The 19308-nt window shown below is 65.3% G+C and carries 22 protein-coding genes; 9 read left to right on the forward strand and 13 right to left on the reverse strand.

Annotated features, from left to right (window positions below; genetic code table 11):
- The first annotated feature begins 9 nt into the window (after nucleotides 1–9).
- The 3 genes from yciH to SG26_RS06770 all read left to right on the forward strand — a co-directional run bounded on the left by yciH (nucleotide 10) and on the right by SG26_RS06770 (nucleotide 3781).
- The gene (gene yciH / locus SG26_RS06760; protein ID WP_004516073.1) at nucleotides 10–303 is read left to right on the forward strand and encodes a stress response translation initiation inhibitor YciH; all 294 of its coding nucleotides are present in this window, start codon (nucleotides 10–12) and stop codon (nucleotides 301–303) included.
- Between the two features lie 249 nt (nucleotides 304–552).
- Nucleotides 553–2859, forward strand: coding sequence for a CARDB domain-containing protein (locus SG26_RS06765; RefSeq protein WP_050037169.1), 2307 nt, complete (start codon nucleotides 553–555; stop codon nucleotides 2857–2859).
- 40 nt (nucleotides 2860–2899) lie between these two features.
- On the forward strand, nucleotides 2900–3781 hold the full coding sequence (locus SG26_RS06770) for a DMT family transporter (RefSeq protein WP_044952050.1): 882 nt from the start codon (nucleotides 2900–2902) through the stop codon (nucleotides 3779–3781).
- Between the two features lie 5 nt (nucleotides 3782–3786).
- On the opposite strand, the gene SG26_RS21530 is transcribed toward SG26_RS06770, so the two are convergent.
- On the reverse strand, nucleotides 3787–3951 hold the full coding sequence (locus SG26_RS21530; RefSeq protein ID WP_004590650.1) for a hypothetical protein: 165 nt from the start codon (nucleotides 3949–3951) through the stop codon (nucleotides 3787–3789).
- A 122-nt stretch (nucleotides 3952–4073) separates the two neighbouring features.
- Between SG26_RS21530 and thiD the strand changes: the two genes are divergently transcribed.
- Together thiD and SG26_RS06780 are read left to right on the forward strand one after the other, a co-directional pair.
- The gene (gene thiD / locus SG26_RS06775) at nucleotides 4074–5450 is read left to right on the forward strand and encodes a bifunctional hydroxymethylpyrimidine kinase/phosphomethylpyrimidine kinase (RefSeq protein WP_079980809.1); all 1377 of its coding nucleotides are present in this window, start codon (nucleotides 4074–4076) and stop codon (nucleotides 5448–5450) included.
- A 75-nt stretch (nucleotides 5451–5525) separates the two neighbouring features.
- On the forward strand, nucleotides 5526–6161 hold the full coding sequence (locus SG26_RS06780) for a DsbA family protein (RefSeq protein ID WP_050037171.1): 636 nt from the start codon (nucleotides 5526–5528) through the stop codon (nucleotides 6159–6161).
- A gap of 42 nt (nucleotides 6162–6203) precedes the next feature.
- On the opposite strand, the gene ddh is transcribed toward SG26_RS06780, so the two are convergent.
- Nucleotides 6204–7130, reverse strand: a complete 927-nt coding sequence (gene ddh, locus SG26_RS06785; RefSeq protein WP_050037172.1) for a D-2-hydroxyacid dehydrogenase — start codon at nucleotides 7128–7130, stop codon at nucleotides 6204–6206.
- 62 nt (nucleotides 7131–7192) lie between these two features.
- Nucleotides 7193–7369 (reverse strand): hypothetical protein, encoded by a 177-nt coding sequence (locus tag SG26_RS21095; RefSeq protein ID WP_014041510.1) that lies wholly within the window; start codon nucleotides 7367–7369, stop codon nucleotides 7193–7195.
- Nucleotides 7370–7534: 165 nt separating this feature from the next.
- Between SG26_RS21095 and SG26_RS06790 the strand changes: the two genes are divergently transcribed.
- Both SG26_RS06790 and SG26_RS06795 read left to right on the forward strand, forming a co-directional pair.
- Nucleotides 7535–8629, forward strand: a complete 1095-nt coding sequence (locus tag SG26_RS06790) for a sulfite exporter TauE/SafE family protein (RefSeq protein WP_014041511.1) — start codon at nucleotides 7535–7537, stop codon at nucleotides 8627–8629.
- 4 nt (nucleotides 8630–8633) lie between these two features.
- The gene (locus tag SG26_RS06795) at nucleotides 8634–9071 is read left to right on the forward strand and encodes a universal stress protein (RefSeq protein ID WP_050007490.1); all 438 of its coding nucleotides are present in this window, start codon (nucleotides 8634–8636) and stop codon (nucleotides 9069–9071) included.
- Nucleotides 9072–9098: 27 nt separating this feature from the next.
- Here the strand turns inward: SG26_RS06795 and SG26_RS06800 are convergent, their stop codons facing one another.
- The 4 genes from SG26_RS06800 to SG26_RS06815 all read right to left on the reverse strand — a co-directional run bounded on the left by SG26_RS06800 (nucleotide 9099) and on the right by SG26_RS06815 (nucleotide 11547).
- A complete protein-coding gene (locus tag SG26_RS06800; RefSeq protein ID WP_050037173.1) occupies nucleotides 9099–9617 on the reverse strand; it encodes an HPP family protein in 519 nt (172 codons plus the stop codon).
- 94 nt (nucleotides 9618–9711) lie between these two features.
- Nucleotides 9712–10479: a glycerophosphoryl diester phosphodiesterase membrane domain-containing protein gene (locus tag SG26_RS06805; protein WP_050037174.1), complete on the reverse strand. Its 768-nt coding sequence runs from the start codon at nucleotides 10477–10479 to the stop codon at nucleotides 9712–9714.
- Nucleotides 10480–10541: 62 nt separating this feature from the next.
- The gene (locus SG26_RS06810) at nucleotides 10542–10889 is read right to left on the reverse strand and encodes a thioredoxin family protein (protein ID WP_044952312.1); all 348 of its coding nucleotides are present in this window, start codon (nucleotides 10887–10889) and stop codon (nucleotides 10542–10544) included.
- Nucleotides 10890–10986: 97 nt separating this feature from the next.
- The gene (locus SG26_RS06815) at nucleotides 10987–11547 is read right to left on the reverse strand and encodes a sugar O-acetyltransferase (RefSeq protein WP_050037175.1); all 561 of its coding nucleotides are present in this window, start codon (nucleotides 11545–11547) and stop codon (nucleotides 10987–10989) included.
- A gap of 243 nt (nucleotides 11548–11790) precedes the next feature.
- Between SG26_RS06815 and SG26_RS06820 the strand changes: the two genes are divergently transcribed.
- Both SG26_RS06820 and SG26_RS06825 read left to right on the forward strand, forming a co-directional pair.
- The gene (locus SG26_RS06820) at nucleotides 11791–13767 is read left to right on the forward strand and encodes a DUF460 domain-containing protein (protein WP_050037176.1); all 1977 of its coding nucleotides are present in this window, start codon (nucleotides 11791–11793) and stop codon (nucleotides 13765–13767) included.
- Nucleotides 13768–13882: 115 nt separating this feature from the next.
- Nucleotides 13883–14929, forward strand: coding sequence for a HAMP domain-containing sensor histidine kinase (locus SG26_RS06825; protein ID WP_050037177.1), 1047 nt, complete (start codon nucleotides 13883–13885; stop codon nucleotides 14927–14929).
- An 11-nt stretch (nucleotides 14930–14940) separates the two neighbouring features.
- Here the strand turns inward: SG26_RS06825 and SG26_RS06830 are convergent, their stop codons facing one another.
- The 6 genes from SG26_RS06830 to SG26_RS06855 form a co-directional block, all read right to left on the reverse strand.
- The gene (locus SG26_RS06830; protein ID WP_004590621.1) at nucleotides 14941–15186 is read right to left on the reverse strand and encodes a hypothetical protein; all 246 of its coding nucleotides are present in this window, start codon (nucleotides 15184–15186) and stop codon (nucleotides 14941–14943) included.
- A 38-nt stretch (nucleotides 15187–15224) separates the two neighbouring features.
- Nucleotides 15225–15635, reverse strand: coding sequence for an SCP2 sterol-binding domain-containing protein (locus SG26_RS06835; protein WP_014041519.1), 411 nt, complete (start codon nucleotides 15633–15635; stop codon nucleotides 15225–15227).
- A 117-nt stretch (nucleotides 15636–15752) separates the two neighbouring features.
- On the reverse strand, nucleotides 15753–16475 hold the full coding sequence (locus tag SG26_RS06840; protein ID WP_011224244.1) for an ABC transporter ATP-binding protein: 723 nt from the start codon (nucleotides 16473–16475) through the stop codon (nucleotides 15753–15755).
- Complete coding sequence (locus tag SG26_RS06845) at nucleotides 16472–17284, reverse strand: ABC transporter ATP-binding protein (RefSeq protein WP_023843442.1); 813 nt, start codon at nucleotides 17282–17284, stop codon at nucleotides 16472–16474. Before SG26_RS06845 ends, SG26_RS06840 begins: the two co-directional genes overlap by 4 nt.
- Nucleotides 17277–18386 (reverse strand): branched-chain amino acid ABC transporter permease, encoded by a 1110-nt coding sequence (locus tag SG26_RS06850; protein WP_050007487.1) that lies wholly within the window; start codon nucleotides 18384–18386, stop codon nucleotides 17277–17279. Before SG26_RS06850 ends, SG26_RS06845 begins: the two co-directional genes overlap by 8 nt.
- Entirely contained in the window at nucleotides 18383–19300 is a 918-nt protein-coding gene (locus SG26_RS06855) for a branched-chain amino acid ABC transporter permease (protein ID WP_014041522.1), read from the reverse strand. The genes SG26_RS06850 and SG26_RS06855 overlap by 4 nt, the downstream gene beginning before the upstream one ends.
- Nucleotides 19301–19308: the final 8 nt, after the last annotated feature.

Here is a 19308-nt window from a genome sequence, read left to right on the forward strand (position 1 = left end):
GCGATTGTAATGTCGGAAGTCTGCTCGACGTGCGGGCTGCCTGAGGAGCTCTGCGTCTGTGAGGACGTCGCTAAGGAGTCCCAGGAGATTAACATCCGCATCGACGAGCGCCGTTACGGGAAGGAGGTAACGATTATCGAGGGATTCGACCCGAAAGACGTCGACATGGACTCGCTGTCCTCAGACCTCAAATCGAAGTTCGCCTGCGGTGGCACTGTCGAGGACGGGCAGATAGAGCTCCAGGGCAATCACACGGGCCGCGTCGAGGATTTCCTCCGCGACAAAGGTTTCAACGTCGCCTGAACTCCTGACTGCCAACGGTTCTCGTGAGAGCGCCGTGGCAAGCCGCTGCTGTGACCTGCTCGCCAGCTTTTCAGTCTGGTCTGCTCGCGAGTGTTCGCTGCGGCCGGCCACGAGTGGTTCAGGTCTGGCTGTTTTTTTACCGTCGTGGGCGCTTCTGGTAGCGACTGGTCGAGACAGATTTTGTTGCATGATACCAGCACCCATAATCGGCGGTCAACTATTTCAACCACGGGGAGGTAACTGTTTGCAATGTTCGTTGTACCCCGACGGGTGGTGGCCGTCGGACTCGTGGTCCTTCTCCTCGGTGGGGGATTCGCGTCGCTCCCGGTGGCGGCGAGCGCTGACCACGGGGCGGTGACCGGGGCCAGCGTCGACACAGCAGTCGGCGGAGCCAGCGAGAACAGTACGTATCAGGCTGATAGGACGTCAGAGCAAGATAGTGGTGGGACAGGCGAGACAGCGGCCACTGCCGAGGCGAGCGGTTCGCTAGCCCGGGTCGGAAGTGCCGATACACACCGTCGACGGCCGCGGCGACAGGGTGGGAACACTGCCGGAGGGGCCGTCGCGATGGCGGCCAGCATTGAGACAGGGACAGCCACGTCGGGTGCGACACAGACCGACGACGGCGACGTGATTCAGCAGACACAGACCTACGCGCGCATACCGGAGGAGCCGGGCGAAGTCGCGGTGACCCTGACCTACGAGGTTCCGGACCGGGTCGTCGACCTCGAAACACACGTCCCAGCGGAAGCGACGGTGACTGACACCGACGGGTTCGAGCGCGTCAACGAGTCCGTCTACGAGTGGGAAGAAACGACGGATACGGCGACGGTCAGCTACCGCATCAACCCGAACCGGACCATCGAGAAGAGCGGTCCGGAGGGGGCCGAGGGCCGCTATCTCAGCGTCGATACGGGCGACTGGGCGCTGCTCACGCGGTCACGGACGCCGACGCGCTGGCGCTACACTGGCCAGGACCCCGTCAGGTACAACCGGACACTCCGGACGGCAGGCCCGGGTGCGGCGGGCAAGGAGATCGTGTACCTCGGCGAGGTAGCGACCTTCGAGGAGACGGCGCACAACCAGACGTTCACGCTGGCTATACCGGAGCGGGCGACGATGACGGCCTCGCCGATTTCGGTCCTCGACTCGATGGCGAACGCGTCGAACGCCCTCCGGGTCGGTGACCGTGACGAGCAGGTGTTCGTCGTCGCCGCGCCGTCCGAGGCCGTCGAGTGGGGCGTCGAGGGGTATCAGATCGGTGACGCAGATATGTGGGTCCAGTCCCGGCAATCGCTGGATACCGCCAACAACGTCTGGCTCCACGAGTACGTCCACAGCCGGCAGGCCTACGAGACGACGCGGGAGACGCGGTGGACGGTCGAGGGCTGGGCGACGTACTACGCCGCTGTCCTGACGCTGGAACAGGACCGGATCGGGTTCGACGAGTTCCGGGCACAGCTCGCAGCGGGCGGACGCCCCGTCTACAGCGACGTGGCGCTGACGGACCGGTCGAGTTGGACGAACGACGCGAACTACAGGAAGGGCGCGCTGGTAGCCGGGCGGGCAGACGTCCATATCCGCTCGGCTACTGACCGCAACAAGACACTCCAGACTGTGTTCCAGTCGCTAAACGGCTACCGCGACCCGGTCACGCAATCGCAGTTCCTCAGCGAGGTCGAGGCCGCTGGCGGGGCAAGCGTCCGGAACACGACCGCGACGGAGACCGAAACGACAACAACGGTGGCGATGTGGAACGAGACGACGCACCGGCGGTTGTTCGGTGCGATCCCCGCCCGTATCGGCTACAGCCTCCCACCGGTCGACCGCGCGGACGCCTACCGCGCAGACAGTCTCTACCGGTCGGACGCACCGGTCGGCGGGAGCGAGCCGATCCGGCTGGCGACCAACGAGACGCTCGCGGTCGACGCAGTCGTCGAGAACGCCGGTGGCGAGGCAGGGGCGTACAACGTGACGCTCGCGGTCAACGAGACCGTCGTCGCCGCGAAACAGGGCCAGATCGAACCGGGGGAGCGGACCGAGGTCGAAGTGACACACACGTTTGCCGACCCCGGCCGATACGTGATCAGTGTCGACGGCGACACCGTCACTGTCGTGGTGACGGAACCGGCAGCGGCCAGCGTCACTGACGTCACCGCGAGTCCGCAAGAAGTCAGGCAGGGGGACAGTGTGGACGTGACCGCCACTGTCGCCAACGACAACGAGATTCCGGGGACAATCGCGGTCGAGTTCCGCCGCAACGGCACCGTGTTCGCGGAGCAACGGCTGTATCTACCGCCACAGGCGACGACGACAGTCGTGCGGACGGTCACCCTCGGCGAACCCGGAACAGTCTCGCTGTCGGCGGGTGACGGACGGACCGCGACGGCGGTCGAGGTGGTCGTCTCGACCGAAACAGCCGAACCAACGTCGACGCCGACGGAGCGGCTCACAGACACACAGACGACAGCCGGCGAGGGCAACGGCTTCACCGCGCTCGTGGCCGGTCTCGCGGTGTTGCTTGCGGCCCTGATCGCCCGTCAGCGCGGTTCCTGACACGAGGCCGAAGGGAACAGTTATTGCGGTCGGCTAGCCGTTGTCAACCGTGAACGTCGGAATCGCGTACGCCGTTCTGTCGGCGCTGGTGTTCGGGGTGTACCTGTTCGTGATGAAGCGGTGGTTCACCGAGTATCCGTCGCCGGTGTTCCTGTTGCTTACGTACAGCCTGGTCCCCATCGTCTACCTCCCCATCGTCTTCGTCAGCAACGAGCCCTTCCTCCCGGCGGGCAACCGCGTCAACGTCCTCTCGTCGGTTCTCGCCGTGACGGCGGTGACGGCGGTTGGACTGCTCACCCTCTTTCGAGCGATCCGCGTCGGCGAAGTCTCCTACGTGTCGCCGATCAGCAAAATCGTTCCCGTGTTCGTGTTACCGCTGGAAGTCGGACTGCTGGGCCAGCATCTCTCGGCGCTGCAGGTCGGCGGTGTCGTCGTCGCGACCGCCGCCGTCTACGTCGCGAACTGGCAGGGCACAGCGTTGCTGGCCCCGCTCAAGCGGGCCCGGAAGTCCCGGCCCGCACAGCTAGCCTTACTGTCGGCTGCGGCGTTCGCGCTCGTCGATGTAAGCAAGCGGGTGCTGATGCAGGAACTGGCCGTCGAACCGACGACCTACATCCCGGTGATGGCCGTCGGCATCGCCGTCTTGATGACGCCGCTCGCGTTCCGGTATCAGGTCCCGCCGGGATGGCGGGGGGACCTCCCGAAGTTCGTCGTCGCGGCGATGTTCGTCGCCTACGCGAACCACATCGTGTTGCTGTCCTTCCAGTTGCTCCCGGCGAGTATCGTCTCACCCATCGTCAACGGGCAAGCCATCGTCGCCGTTATTCTGGGCGCGATTGTTCTCGACGAAGCGCAGTTCCGAGCACGCCTGGCCGCTGCGGGGCTGGCTATCGTCGGTATCGCGATGATATCGGTCGGATAGAAAGGTCAGGCCGACTTTCGTTCCGACGAGCAGCCGACTTGTACCGCATAGCTGGATTGAAGCCACGCGGTCGGGTTCTCGGTGTCGTAGACGACGACGTCGCCGCCGCCAGTTGTGAAGCTGCCGTACTGCTCATCGGAGTCGGTAGTATCGCGCGACGCTGGTTCCATTGTGGTACAAGGGCACATCCGACACAGTGACACATAAATGTTTCTCAAATGTAGTATGGAGTAATATTAGCATACTAGGATTTGGCCGCGTAGTTTCGTCCGACTGAGAGACCAGCACCGATATGTGGCCGCCGGTGAAGTCATCAGGTATGACACGAGCGGACGCCCCAGTGACACCGCCAGTCGTGCTGACCGTCGCCGGCAGCGACTCCGGTGGCGGGGCCGGTATCCAGGCCGACGTCAAGACCATCGAGGCCTGTGGCGGCTTCGGGACCAGCGCGATCACCAGCATCACGGCACAGAACACCACGGGCGTACAGGGCCAGCATCTGCTCCCGATTGAACAGATCGAGGCCCAGATCGAGGCGGTCACGGGAGATTTCGACGTGGCCGCGGTCAAGACGGGGATGCTCGCGACGAGCGACGTCATCGACCTGGTCGTGGAACACGCTGCCGACCTGCCGAACCTCGTCGTCGACCCGGTGATGGTGGCAGCGTCGGGCGACCGACTACTGGCCGCCGAAGCCGAAGACGCCTACGAGACCCTCATCGCCGAAGCGACGCTTGTCACACCGAACGCCGACGAGGCCGCCGTCCTGACCGGACGCGATGTCGACGACCCCGCGGCCGCGGAACGAGCGGGCCGCGACCTCGTCGAGATGGGGGCCGACAGCGCGCTCGTGAAAGGGGGCCACGTCCCGGGTGACGACGTCGTCGACACCCTCGTGACCGAGGACGGGGTAACGACGTTCCGCCACGACCGCATCGACACCGAAGCCACTCACGGCTCTGGCTGTACGCTCTCCTCGGCTATCGCGACACAGTTGGCCCACGGCGACGACCTGCCGACGGCAGTCGGAGACAGTATCGACCTGCTTGCGAGCGCGGTCCGGTACAACCTCGACGTTGGTGAAGGCCCGGGTGCGGTCCACCACCTCGTCCAGACGCGCAACGACGCCGCACGCCATCCGACGAGCGAGGCCGTCGAGCGGGCTGTGTCGGCGCTCGTCGAGGCGGACGTGTCGACGCTGGTCCCCGAGCGAGGGATGACCGTCGCCGGCGCGACGCCCTACGCGGAGACGCCGGACGCGGTCGCCGCCGTCGAGGGCCGCATCGCCCGCACGATGGACGGCGTCCGGCCGAACCGCGGCGTCCGCTTTGGCGCATCGACGACGGTGGCTCGCGCCCTCCTGGCCGCCCGGGAGCACGACCCGGCGATTCGGTTCGCCGTCGACTGCCGGCTGACCGACGCCGTCGAGGACGCGCTGGCGTCGCTGGACGGCTCAGTCGCTACGTACGACCCCGACGAGCAACCGGACGAGGTTTCCGACGACGCCGCGGCACAGTGGGGCATCGACCGGGCGTTCGGGACCAGCGACGGAACGCCGGTCGCCGTCGTCGGCCGCGAGGGCGTGGGTACCGACGGCCGCGTGATGCTGCTCGCAGCGGACGTCGACGACCTCGTCTCCCGGGTGGAGACCATCGGGGACGGCGCGTAGCGGGCCGGTCGGTCGTGCGCTGTGTCGACACAGACGGTGACCGCGTTTAACCGCGAGCAACGCATACCCGGACGTATGAGTGAGACACAGTCGAGCGAGCGGATCACGGTCTTCTCGGACTACGTCTGCCCGTTCTGTTATCTCGGACGCGAATCGCTCAGGCAGTATCAGTCGACGCGCGAGGAGAAACTGGAGGTCGACTGGCACCCCTTCGACCTCCGGAGCGGGAAGCGCAACCCCGACGGCTCCATCGATCACTCCGTCGACGACGGCAAGGACGAGGACTACTACGAACAGGCCAAGCAGGGCGTCCGTCGGCTCCAGGATAAGTACGGCGTCGAGATGGATCTGGATATCGCCACCGACATCGATTCGCTGCCCGCCCAGATCGCCTCCTACTACGTCAAGGAGCACTACGACTACGAGACGTGGCTGACCTTCGACGTGGCCGTTTTCGAGGCGCTGTGGCAGGACGGGCAGGATATCGGCGACGAGGACCTGCTGGTCGACCTAGCCGAGGACGCGGGCGTCGACGGCGACGAGATCCGGTCGGCGCTCGCGGACGACGGCCTCCGGTCTGCGGTCCGCGAGAAGTTCACGGCGGCCAAGCGCCAGGGCATCACCGGCGTCCCGACGTTCGCGTACGACGGCCACGCCGCCCGCGGCGCGGTCCCGCCCGAGCAGCTAGAACGGCTGGTCGAAGGCACCTGAGCGGCGCAGCCGGTCGCTGTACTCGAATAGCAGGAAGCGAACTTACGCGACGCGGTTCCGCAGTGGTTCGCCGTGTGTGACCCGTTCGATGTTTTCTTCAACGAGTGCTGCGATGTCCTCGTGATACCGACTCGTGGACGCGGCGACGTGTGGCGTCACGATGGCTGACTCGTGGTTCCAGAGCGGATGGTCGCCTGGGAGCGGTTCCGCCCAGTGGGCGTCGAGGGCTGCCCCGGCAATCGTCCCGTCGTCGAGCGCGTTCAGCAACGCGTCCTCGACGACGACAGGCCCACGGGCGACGTTGACGAGGTAGCTGTCGGCCCGCATCTGCGCGAGCAAAGCGGCGTCGACCATGCCTTCGGTTTCTACGGTGAGCGGACAACACAGCACGACGAAGCGTGCGTCGGCGACGGCGGCGTCCAGTTCGTCGGGTGTGTACACGCGCTCGACGTTCTCGGCGGGGTCACCGGAGCGGCGAACGCCGACGACCTCCATCCCCAGTGCGTCGGCCCGGTCAGCGATTCCCTGGCCGATGGTGCCCAGACCGACCACGCATACCTGCTCGCCAGTCAGCGTGAACGGCGCGTCGTACGGTTCCTGCGTCCAGTCGTTGTCGCCCTGTCGGTCCCGGTAGACGTGGAGACGGCGAGCAAACGCCGTCAGATAGCCGACGGCGGTTTCCGGGACGGTGTCGCCGTGGATACCAGTGCTGTTCGTCAGTACCGTCCCGGCCGCCTCGTAGGCGTCCACGTCGAACTCGTCGTAGCCCGCACGGATGCCGTGGACCCAGGCGGCGTCCAGAAACGCCTCCCGCGGAGAGAACGTGACGACGCAGTCACTGGTATCGAAGGTTGCGTCGTCGCCGACAACTTCGACAGGGACGCCGAGCCCCTGTAGCGCGGCGACCATCGCCTCCAGCGGACAGGCCTTCGCAACTGACTCGTGAACAGCGATTCTAGCGATATCCATGTCCGTCCCTGCGGCGGGGACAGTATAGTCCTTTTCCGGAACGCGGCGAAATGTCGAACCGATCAGTCCCAGCGGCTTTCGAGCGCGTCGACACGCATCTCGATGTAGCGGCGGGACCACCGCTTCGAGAACCGTCGCAAGGCTCCAAAGAGTCCGTCTGTGTCCGCGGCGTCGGCAGAAACGTCTTCATCGTAACTCGACCGGCCGCCCGACTCCATCGGTCCCTCTGGAAAACTCATAACGATATGTGTTACCACGGGCTGTGAAATGAATATTAGGGATATTAGGCCACCGGAGACCTCGTGTGTTTTTGCCGTCTTCGCGTATTTATGCCATCATTTTTGAAACAAGTACAGACAACAAGGGATTTAAGCGATAATTAACAATGCTGGCTTCACGCGTCAATGACCACGTCGTCACCGTCCAGTCGACTCCAGAAGGGGTTTCTCAAGTACCAGCACGTCTTCGTGTTTCTGGCACCACTGCTGTTCGTCGTCGGTGTGTACACCGCCGCACCGACGCCCGCCGACGCGGGCACCGGCTACTGGTTCGAGTACTGGTGGCTCTGTATCGCCTTCGTCACTGGTGCAACCATCGTCAACACGGTCGGTATCAGCGGGTCGGCCCTGTTCGTTCCGTTTCTCATCTTCATCTTCCCGCTACTAGCCGGAGAGACGCTGACACCGGAGACACTGGTGAAGGTCGGGCTCATCAGCGAATCGTTCGGCCTCTCCAGTTCCGCACTCGCGTTTATCCAGTACGGGCTCGTCGACCGACGGCTCGCGCTGAGCCTCGTCCTCGGGAGCGTGCCCTTTGTCATCGCCGGCGCGCTACTGTCGTTTGTCATCCCGGAGCCGCTGTTTCACGCGTTGCTCGGCATCGCTCTGCTGGCGGCGTCGTACTTGCTTTTCAAGGCTGACCTCGGCCACGAGGAGCCGGGCGCGGCAGGCGACAGTGACCCGGAGGTATCGGCTGATGGGGGCGACGCGACACTCCCCGACGACGACAACAAGCTCGGCCCGGCCGGCGTCGAAACGGCCGACGACGGAGCAGTGACGCGCGTCGACCGCGACGGCAACGACTACGGCTACACGCGCGGCGGCTATCTCGAACGCTTCGCGAACTACAGCATCGGCGGCGTCTTCCAGGGACTGGCCGGCTTCGGCGTCGGCGAACTGGGCATCATCTCGATGCTTCGGACGGAGGTCCCTGTCCGGGTCGCCATCGGCACGAACCACATCGTCGTCGCGACGACGGCCGTGCTGGCGTCGCTGGTTCACGTCTTCGGCGGCGGCCTCGTTCCGGGCGCGCACTCGATCGACCTCGCGTCGACGCCGTGGAACATGGTCGTCTGGACCGTGCCCGCGACCGTCACCGGCGGCCAGATCGCACCGTACGTCTCGACCGCACTGGATACCGGGACCATCAAGAAGTTCGTCGGCGGGTTGTTCGCAGTCATCGCCGTAGCACTGTTCCTGATGGCGACGGGTGGTGTCTAAGACGATGTACGACACGATCCTCCTCCCGACCGACGGCAGCGACGGTATCGGTGCGGCCGCGAGGCATGCCGGAACGATTGCAGGTCGGTTCGACGCGACAGTCCACGTCCTCTCGGTCGTCGACACCCGCAACCGGTTCGAGAGCCCGTCGAGCGGTCTCTCGACCGACGCATGGATCGAGGCGGAGCGGGAGCGCGCAGGGACGGCCATCGATGCGACCGTCGCCGAGCTACCCGACGACGTTTCGGTCGAGACCACACAGCGAGAGGGCGTCCCGAAGACGGAAATCGTCGACGCCGTCACGGAGATTCCGGCGGACCTCGTCGTGATGGGGACCCACGGCCGGACCGGACTGGACCACTATCTCATCGGCAGCGTTGCAGAGACGGTCGTCCGCGAATCGCCGGTGCCGGTGCTGACCGTCCAGCTGTCGGACGAGTGAGCACGGTACAGGGGCCAGTGTGACGCATCAGCCATCGACCAGGGCTGTCCGGGACGGATCAGTAGCTCGGTGGTACGCTGACAGCACGAGCGCGTGGAACGCGACGAGAACGCCGACACCGACGACGATGACTGCGACCTGCAGCGGCGTCGAGAGCAGCCCTAAGGAGACGATGAGCGTCGTCGCGCAGGCCGGTGCGTGGACCGTATCTGTTGCAATCATCCCCCAGCTCGTCACGACGAGCGAGAGGGTCGCGCTCGCGACGAGGCGGAGCCCGGCCATGGAGAATGCGGTCGGGTCCGCGACGAGTGAGACACCGCCGGCAAGCAGGCTGTACGCGAACAGCCCCGCAACGCCGCCGATGAGATGGCTCGCGACGACGCTTATCAGGTCCGTCCGGTCGCCGTTCCGCTGGAAGGACAGGATGAACGCCGAGGGGCCCAGACTCGGGAAAATGAACGGCTGCCCGCTCGCCCACGCGAGCGTCCCGAGAACAACGAACAGCACACCAGCGTACATGCTTGTCCCGACCCGATGCCGTCGCATTGCTCCCGGTAGGAAACTGGACGGATAAGACAGTCACGGTCCGACAGAGCGCGCTGTAGTCCCGAGTGGGGACAACAGCGGCCAGCGGCTCCAGTCAGAGAGCGGCCATCGACGTATCGTCCTCGCTCGGGGCCGACGGCGGCCTCCCGTCACGCTCACGGAGTTGCTCGAACGCGACCGCGATAATCGCCGTGCCGTACAGCGACGCCAGTGGTTGGATGACGATGGTCGGAAGCTGCGAAGTCGGCCCCGAAAGCGCCAGCGCGCCGACGAATCCGATGACACCGCCGACGAGCGCCGCGGCGGTACCGACAATTAACAGCAGTCCGAACAGCGCCAGCCGGTTGCCCTCGGTGAGCCGATAGCTCTCTTTGAGCGCCGCGACGAAGTTCCGGTCTTCGACGATGACGTACGGCATCATGAAGATGAACGCGACGTAGGCGAAGATGCCAGGGATGAGGAGCAGGACCGACCCAATGAACACCAGTAGACTGTAGACGATTCCGCCGACGAACACGTTCACCATCGCCAGCGGTACGTTCCGAGTGAGCGCTCCCGTGGGGAAACTGTCACGCGCTCCGGCAGCGAACGTCCGGAAAGACACGATGGTGAGATACAGTGAGACCACAGAGCCAATGGCGATACCGGCACCAGCGACATTGAGCGAGATGTCGAGGGTCAGCGGCAGGGCTGCGGCGATCTCGCCGTATCCCATCCTGGTGTAGGTCGTCGCCACGATCGTGTTGAACAGTGCTTGAAAGCTAGCCATCAGGGCGAAAAACGCTACGAGTAGTATCGCGCCGGTACGACTGAACAGCCGATACCCCGCCTCTTCGAGGACGGAGCCGATTTGGAGGGCCATCAAGGGAGCGCTTCGACAAGCGGGGACATAAGTGTTGTCTCAGTGTGAGAAGGCCACTCGGTTCACGCGTCCGATTCCGACCCGCTTTCGACGAACTCGATTAGCTCCTCGGCCGGGACGAACCCGTCGGCACGGCGGTCGATAAGCTCCCCGTCGGCAAACAGCAGGAACGTCGGGACGCTCCGCACGTCGAACGCGTCGACGGCATCGAGGTCGCGTTTGGGATTGAATACGACGACTGTCGCGTCGGTGGCTTTCGCGGCGATGTCGAGTATCGGCTCCATCGACTTGCAGATTGTACAGCCGCTTGTCCGGACCATCGCCAGTACGCGGTCGGCCGTCGCCAGCACGTCGTCGAGTTCGTCCCGCGTTTCGACCGTCCGAACGCCGTGTTCCGTTGTCGTGTCCATATCTTCGGTCGTGGTGTCCATACAGTCAGTACGTGCCACAGCGCGAAGAACCCCGCGACGGGTCACAGCCGCTCAGCCACGCTTGCTGCGCGGGCCGTCAGTCCTCAATTTCTCGTACGACCGACGCGGGGTTCCCCTGAACGACGACGCCGGCGGGAACGTCGTCGGTCACGACAGCGCCGGACCCAACGACGGCGTCGTCGCCGATGGTGACGCCCGGATTGACGACCGCCTGACCGCCGATCCAGACGTTGTGGCCGATAGACACTGGCTTTCCGTACTCGACGCCGCTGCGTCGTTCGTCCGGGTCCAGCGGATGTGTCGCGGTGTAGATGTGGACGCCCGGCCCGAGCAGGCAGTCGTCGCCGATGTCGACCCGGCACACGTCCAGCACGACGCAGTCGAAGTTCGCGTAAAAGCCCTCGCCGACGTGGATGTTGTCGCCGTAGTCACACCGGAAGGGCGGTTCGACGTGACAGTCCGCACCGACGGAGCCGAACAGGTCCTCGATGAGTGCCTGTCTGGTGTCGGTGTCCGATGGATCGGTCCGGTTGTACTCCCGGGTGAGTTCGTTCGCGCGCTCGCGAGCCGCGACGAGTTCTGGGTCGCTCGCGTCGTAGTGCTCGCCCGCGAGCATCTTCTCCCGTTCAGATACCATGCCGACCTACCTCCGAAGTCTCTCTCGCGGCGTAGCGAGGGATGGTCATAGTGGGCCGTCGGAGCGCCCTGATAAGAGGTGTTGGGGTCAACGATCCCGAACAATAACCCCCTCCGCAAGCCAGTTGAACAATCCACGCTGGGTGGGGCTTTCTGGCTGTTCGAAGTCTCACTCACGTACCGAACAGTGCCCATACTGCTAGCCCGGAACGGATTTATAGTCGACCGTCGCCTACCATGGTTCGTGAACCGCACGGCAGCGCTCGACGCAGTCGTCTTCGGTGTCGACATCCAGAGCGGCGACGTGCGCGGCGACGCGCCGTCGTACGCGCTAGTGGTCTTCGACGGGGAATCAGTCGAGCGAGACGTGGTCTCGCGGCGGAAGCTCCGCCGGCGTATCGACGACGAGGAGCCGGCCATCGTCGCGACGGACAACATGTACGAACTCGCCGAGGACAAAAACGCCCTCATCCACTTTCTGGGGTCGCTCCCCGACGAGACGAAGCTGGTGCAGGTGACAGGCGACGAGCGACCGGAACCGCTCTCGCGGGTCGCCAAGCGCCACGGCGTCCCCTACGGCAAGGACCCGATGGAGGAGGCCGAGGCCGCGGCCCGACTGGCTGCCGCCAACGTCGGCCAGGAGGTGTCCGCATTCACCGACACGACGGAGGTGAAGGTCTCGCGGGGCCGCTCGACCGGAAAAGGTGGGTGGTCAGAAGACCGCTACACGCGACGCATCCACGGCGCAGTCCGGAAGCGAGCGCGCGAAATCGAGTCCGAGCTCGACGCGGCCGGCCTGGAGTACGAGCGGGACGTGACCGAGAAGTACGGCGGCTTCTCGAACGCCGTCTTTCTGGTGTCGGCCCGACCGCAGGACATCCCCGTATCGAGAGCGCGTTCGGGCGATACGCGCGTCGAAATCGAGCGCCAGCGGCGGGACGGTATCGAGTTCAAACCGCTGGCGAAGCGGCGCGACCACGTCGTCGTCGGCGTCGACCCCGGGACAACGACGGCTGTCGCCATCGTCTCCCTCGACGGCACTGTACTGGATGTATACTCCTCGCGAACCGACGGCACCGCCGCGACGACGGAGTGGATTATCGAGCGCGGGCGGCCCGTCGTCGTCGCCGCCGACGTGACGCCGATGCCCGAGACCGTCGAGAAACTCCGGCGCTCGTTCAGCGCTGCCGGCTGGGAGCCCGATACGGACCTGCCCGTCGACGAGAAGAAACACCGGACACGCGAGGAAGCCTACGACAACGACCACGAGCGCGACGCGATGGCCGCCGCCCTCTACGCCTTCGATCACCACGCCGACCAGTTCGAGCGCGTCGCGAGCAAGGTGCCGCCACAGCACGACGTGGGGCCGGTCATCGACCGCGTCGTCGCCGGCGAAGAGAGCGTCGAGACGGTGCTGCGTGACCTCGAAGACGACGACGGCGAGGCCGAAGAGGACACGGCTCACGAGCCCCGGGAGCTCACCGACGACGAGAAGGAGATCAAGCGGCTGAACGCCCGCATCGAACGGCTCGAATCACACGTCGACGACCTCAAGGAGACGATCAAGCGCAAGGACGACCAGCTCGCCGAGAAGGACAAACAGCTGGAGAAGGCCCGCAGCGAGGGCCGGCGCGAAGTCAGAAAAGACCGCGAGGTGACGCGGCTACAGCGGCGCAACGAGGCCTTAGAGCGGAAGGTCGAGGAAGAGGAGGAGAAACGCGAGGCGCTGGCCGACAAACTCGACCGGCTGAAGGCGCTGTGGAAGCTCGACCACTCGAACTTCGCCGACGTGTCGGAGAAACAGGAGGGGCTCACCCCGGTCAAGGTGGTCGAGCAGTTCACCAAGGACGCCATCGCCGACGCCGACGAGCGGTTCGGCCTCGTCGAGGACGACATCGTCATGTTCCGGGACGCCTCGGGCGCGGGTCGCTCGACGGCGCAGCAGTTGGCCGACATCGACCCGAAAATCGTCCTCCGGAACGGCAATCTCTCCGATATCGCTGATCAAGTGCTGTTCGACAACGAGGTCCCCGTCGCACCGGCTGAACTGGTCACCGTGCAGGAAGTGGACGAACTGGCCGTCGCCCGCGAGGGCGAAATCGAGGCCGCAATCGAGGACTGGGAGGAACGCGCCGCCGACCGCCGGAAGGAACAGAACGCGGAGATGGTGGACCAGATCATCAGCGAACACCGGGCCGACCGGCCGACAAGCGAGAACTAGGCGCTGTCCGGGCTGTCGGCGGACAGTAGCTGTATGGAACCCCGTTCAGTGTCACTTGCCGAACCGCGGGCCGTCTGTACTGCGTGGTTATATTCATTGGGTGCCTCTCTCTCGCATGGATGACCAGTGTCGTGTTCTGGCGGCCGCACTCGAAACGCTCGACGATGTCTTCTACGTCTACGACACGGACGGCCGGCTTGCCTACTGGAACGCCCGACTGAACGAACTGTTCGGCCTGACGGACAGCGAACTGTCGGGCATGGACCCAACCGAGTTTTTCGTCGCGGACGACCGGGCAGCCGTTGAAGCAGCCATCGAGGAGGTGTTTGAATCAGGTCAAACGAGCGTCGAAGCGCGGGCGGAGACGACAGAAGGGGTAGTGACGTTCGAACTCAGCGGTCGGCTTCTTACGGGGGACGACGGCACAGTGCAGGGGTTCAGCGGTGTCGGTCGCGACATCACGGACCGGCGCGAACGGGAGTGGCACCTCCAGCGGCAGAACGAGCGGCTCACGGAGTTCGCTGACCTGCTAGCACACGACCTCCGGACGCCGCTTGCCGTCACCAGCGGCCACCTCGAACTCGCTGCCGAGGAGCTGTCGCCCGAACGTATCGACGCCGCCAGAGACGGGTTGGGGCGGTTAGAAGCCATCATCGACGATATGCGAACCGCGACCAGAGAGGGAGCGCTGGCGGCCGACAAGCAGACCATCAATATCGCCGACGTGGCGACGACAGCGTGGAACCACGTCGAAACCGGCAGTGCAGTGCTGGAACCGCCGCCGTCGATACTGGTCGAAGCCGACGCAAAGCGATTGCTCCGACTGTTCGAGAACGTCTTCGCCAACGCCGTCACACACGGTCCTGAACGCGACGAACGGGGCTCTGACGAGGAACGCGACGGTGACGCGACCGGCATAACAGTTCGTGTCGTGCCGACGCCCGACGGCTTCGCGGTCGAGGACGACGGCCGGGGAATCGCTCCCGACGAACGGGAGCGGGTGTTCGAACCGGGCGCGTCACGGGCGGCTGATGGGACCGGCTTCGGTCTCTATATCGTCAGGGCAATCGCCGAAGCCCACGGCTGGACAGTACGTGCCACAGCAGGAGAACACGGCGGTGCACGGTTCGAGTTCGATATTGATGCGGACACCGCCTGTTAGTCGTCTCCGCCTCAGGGCATGCCGTCGCCGCCCATACCGCCACCGCCCATGCCGCCGCCACCCATACCGCCCATGCCGCCGCCGAGTCCGAACGCGCCGAGCAGGCTCGTGACGAGGCCGTAGACGACCAGTCCGAGGCCCCCGACAACGAGAGCGATGCCGACGGCGACGATGGGTGCCTTCCACGCGACCAGACCGATGCCGGCGAGCAAAACGACGATGCCGCCGATACCAACCGCACCGAGTTTGTCGAGCATACCCGTGTAGGCCAAGCGGGCGGACAAAAGCCCGTCGGTCAGTGCTCGAACTCGGTGTCGACGTTCTGTGCCGCCGCGACCATCTCGGCGATGGTGTCCTGGCGGCGCAGCAGCCGCATCGTATCGCCCTCGACGTCGAACGTCCCGTCCATCGCCGCGGCGGAGATATCGAGGTCGCCCTGCAGCATCGTGACCCACTGACTGTAGGGACCACGGAACGCGAAGTCGTACTCGGGGTCCGCGACCGTCCCAGCGGCGGTACAGACACCGTCCTTGATTACAACGACGAACTGTATCGGTTCGCCGGTATAGGCGTCGTCAGCACGGATTTCGAAACAGAATACGGCGGTGAAGCCGTCGGCGCTGTCGGCGAACTCGGACCGGTCGTTTATCCGGTCGCGCCACGCGGCGGCCCAGTCGTCGGCCTCGGTCGGCAGCGTCACAGTCATTGGCAGGCGGTATGCAAGGGGGGCTTTTCTGTGTTGCCTTGTCCGTTCGAATGCGACGCCAGCAGGGTCGTCGTCGCGGCTCCGCGGCGAGCGCGAATAAAACAGCGATGTGAGACCTCAGCGGCGGGATTCGCCGCCGAGATACAGCCGGGACACCTCGGGGTCGTCGAGCAGCGAGTCCGCCTCGCCCTCGAACTTGACTGTCCCCTGGTCGAGGACGAACCCGCGGTCGGAGATGCCCAGCCCCTCGCGGGCGTTCTGCTCGACCATGAGGATCGACGTGCCGAGGTCGTTGACCGTCTCCACGTCGTCGAACACCTCTTTCGCAGTGTTCGGTGCCAGCCCGGCGCTCGGCTCGTCGATGAGGAGCACGTCGGGCTCCATCACGAGCGCGCGGGCGAAGGCCAGCACCTGCCGCTGGCCGCCCGAGAGCGTCTTCGCGTTCGCGGTACGCTTGTCGTCGAGGATGGGGAACCGGTCGTACAGCTCGGCCACGACCTCGTCGAGGCCGCCGTCGCGGGCGACCCCGCCCATCCGGAGGTTCTCGTCGATGGTCAGCGAGCCGAACACGTTCTCGGTCTGTGGGACGTAGCCGACGCCGATACGGACGATGTCTTCGGGGGCCATGCCGCCGATCTCGCGGTCGCCCAAACGTACCGAGCCGGTCCATGGCTCCAGCATCCCGAACACCGTCTTGAGGACGGTAGACTTGCCGGCCCCGTTCGGGCCGACGAGGCAGGCGATCTCCCCCTCGCCGAGCGTCAGCGAGAGGTCGTCGAGCACCTGCACCTCGCCGTAGCCGCTGTCGACGCCGTCGACGGTGAGGATGGGGTCGGTCATTCCGACGGCCCTCCCAGGTAGGCGTCAATGACGCGCTCGTCGCTCCGGACCGCCTCGGGCGGCCCCTCGACGAGGACACTCCCCTGATTGAGGACGATAATCGGGTCGGCCAGGCGCATGATGAAGTTCATGTCGTGTTCGATGATGAGGAAGGTGATCCCCTCCTCGTTGAGTTCCTCGATGAACCCGGCCAGCTTGTCGGCCAGCACGGGGTTGACGCCAGCGACGGGCTCGTCGAGCAGGAGCAGGTCGGGTTCGGCCATCATCCCGCGGGCCAGTTCGACCAGTTTCATCTGTCCGCCCGAGAGGTCCGTCGCGGGCTGGGTGGCCAGATCGCCGATCTCGAACCGTTCGAGCATCTGCTGGGCCTGTTCCAGCGAGCGCCGTTCCTCCTGTTCGACGGTGTCAGGCGAGGTGAACAGCGGGATGATCGACTCCCCGGTCTGGTTGTGCGGCCCCACGAGCAGCGCCTCCCGGACGGTCATCCCCTCCGGTTTGCGCGGCGTCTGGAACGTCCGGATCATCCCCTGATCGGCGATCTGGTGGGGCTTCTGGCCAGTCACGTCGACGCCGTTGACTGCGACGGAGCCGGCGTCGGGTTCGTAGAAGCCCGAGACGAGATTGAACAGCGTGGACTTGCCGGCGCCGTTCGGGCCGATGAGGCCCGTTATGGTGCCGCGTTCGACCTCGATTGACGCGTCGTCCGTCGCCACGAGGCCGCCGAAGCGTTTCTCCAGCCCCTCAGCACGGAGGACGGGGTCCTCCTTGCCGAGAACGGGGCCGTCGGAGACGAGCGACTGCTCACTCATCGCGACCACCGCCCAGCGAGTCGGGCCAGATAAGCTCGCGCTCCGGCGGGAGAATCCCCTCCGGGCGGAGCCTGACGATAAAGATGATGAGCAGGCCGACCAGCATGAGTCGGAGCGGTGCCGCGCCGATGGGCAGTGCGCCAGTGTCGGTCAGGAAGCGCGTCCCCTGCTGGATGGCGACGATAGTGAACCCGCCCAGCATCGCACCGCGGTCGCTGCCGGTGCCGCCGAGGATGACAGCGACCCAGACGTAGAACGTCGTGATCGGCTGGAGGTCCGAGGGACTGACGAACAGGACGAGGTGGGAGTAGAACACGCCCGCGAGCGCCATGATGAGGCTCCCGATGACGAAGGCCTGCATCTTGAACGCGAACGTGTTCTTGCCCAGCGTCTCCGCGAGGTCCTCGTCGGTCCGGATGGTTCGCAGGACGCGGCCCCACGGCGACTGGTGGATGCGCCGGAGGAACAGGTAGACGGCCGCGACAATCACCGTGACGAGGACGACGTTCAGCGCGCTGGTGACCACCGACTGACTCATGTTGAACACCGGCGTCCCGCCTACGTAGAAGATGTAGGGGTACGTCAGGTCACCGAGCACGGGCCAGTCGGAGAAGAACAGCGGGATGCCGGTCAGCCCGGCGCTGCCCGCCGTCCACTGGGATTCGTTGAGGATGAAGATACGGACGACCTCTGCGAGCCCTAGCGACGCGATTGCGAGGTAGTCGTCGCGGAGTTTCAGCGTCGGATAGCCGATGATTACCGCGAGCACCGCGGCGAGACCGAGACCGCCGAACAGCGCGACGATGGGGCTGACACCACCGGATATCGGCGAGCCGGATGCCGTCAGCAGGGCGGTCCCGTACGCGCCGAGGCCGAAGAAGGCCGCGACGCTGAAGTTGATCATGCCGCCGTACCCCCACTGGACGTTCAGCCCCATCGAGAGGAGCATGTACATCGCCGACAGCCCGACGAGATACAGCAGGTACGCTGGGGCGAGGAAGCCGGTGATGACCGCGAGGAGCAAGAGCGCGGCGAGCGCGCCCAGCACCCCCGCGACGCCTTTCTCCCGGGGCGAGTACCCACCGACATCGAGCGCGCTCATGTCATATCACCCGCGATGCCGCGGGGCCTGACAAGCAGGACCGCGACCATGATGACGAATGCGACGGCCGGCGCGTAGGCGTTGCTGATGGGGAGCCCGATGTCGCCGAGCAACGGCGTCAGTTCGTGGAGCATCCCGATGAGCAGCCCACCGAGCATCGCCCCGTACACCGAACCGATACCGCCGAGGATGACCGCGGCGAACACGACCAGCAGGATGTTGAAGCCGATGCGCGGGTCGAGCTGGCTGTACAGCGCGAGGAAGACGCCACCGGCGGCGGCCAGGGCGCTGCCGACGACCCACATGACGAGGATAACGCGGTCGGTTCGGATGCCGCTCACGCGTGCGAGGTCGGGGTTGTCAGCCGTCGCACGCATCTTCCGGCCCAGCGTCGTCCGCTGGAGCAAGAGGTGTAGAGCGACGACGAGTACCGCCGCGCTGACGATGATCGCGACGTCTCGCTGTGTCACCGCGACGCCGAGCGTGTCCAGCAACACCTGAATCGGCCCGCTGCGACGGATATCGTACTGCAGGAAGTCCGTCCCGAAGGACGCCTGTAGCACCGCGCGGTAGACGAACGCCACGCCGATGCTCGTGATGAGGAGCCCGATCGAGTCCGTATCGAGGGGCTTGTACACGAGAATGTGAGTCAGGACGGCGACGACGGCCGCTAGCGCCATTCCGACTGCCAGGGCGATGAAGAACCCGATCGGGAGACCGAGAACGGTGCCGCCGAGACCGCCGAACACGCCGAACGCGACGAACGCCCCGTAGGCGCCCAGCGTCATCGTATCGCCGTGTGCGAAGTTCGCGAAGTCGGCGATGCTGTAGACCAGCGAGAGTCCGATGCTCCCGAGGATGATGATACTACTGAAAACGAGCCCGTTTGCCAGGTACTGTAATATCTGCGCCATTGGTGAAA

Origin of the sequence: Haloarcula sp. CBA1115 (assembly GCF_000827835.1) — an archaeon.
In the GTDB taxonomy this organism is placed as follows: Archaea; Halobacteriota; Halobacteria; order Halobacteriales; family Haloarculaceae; genus Haloarcula; species Haloarcula hispanica.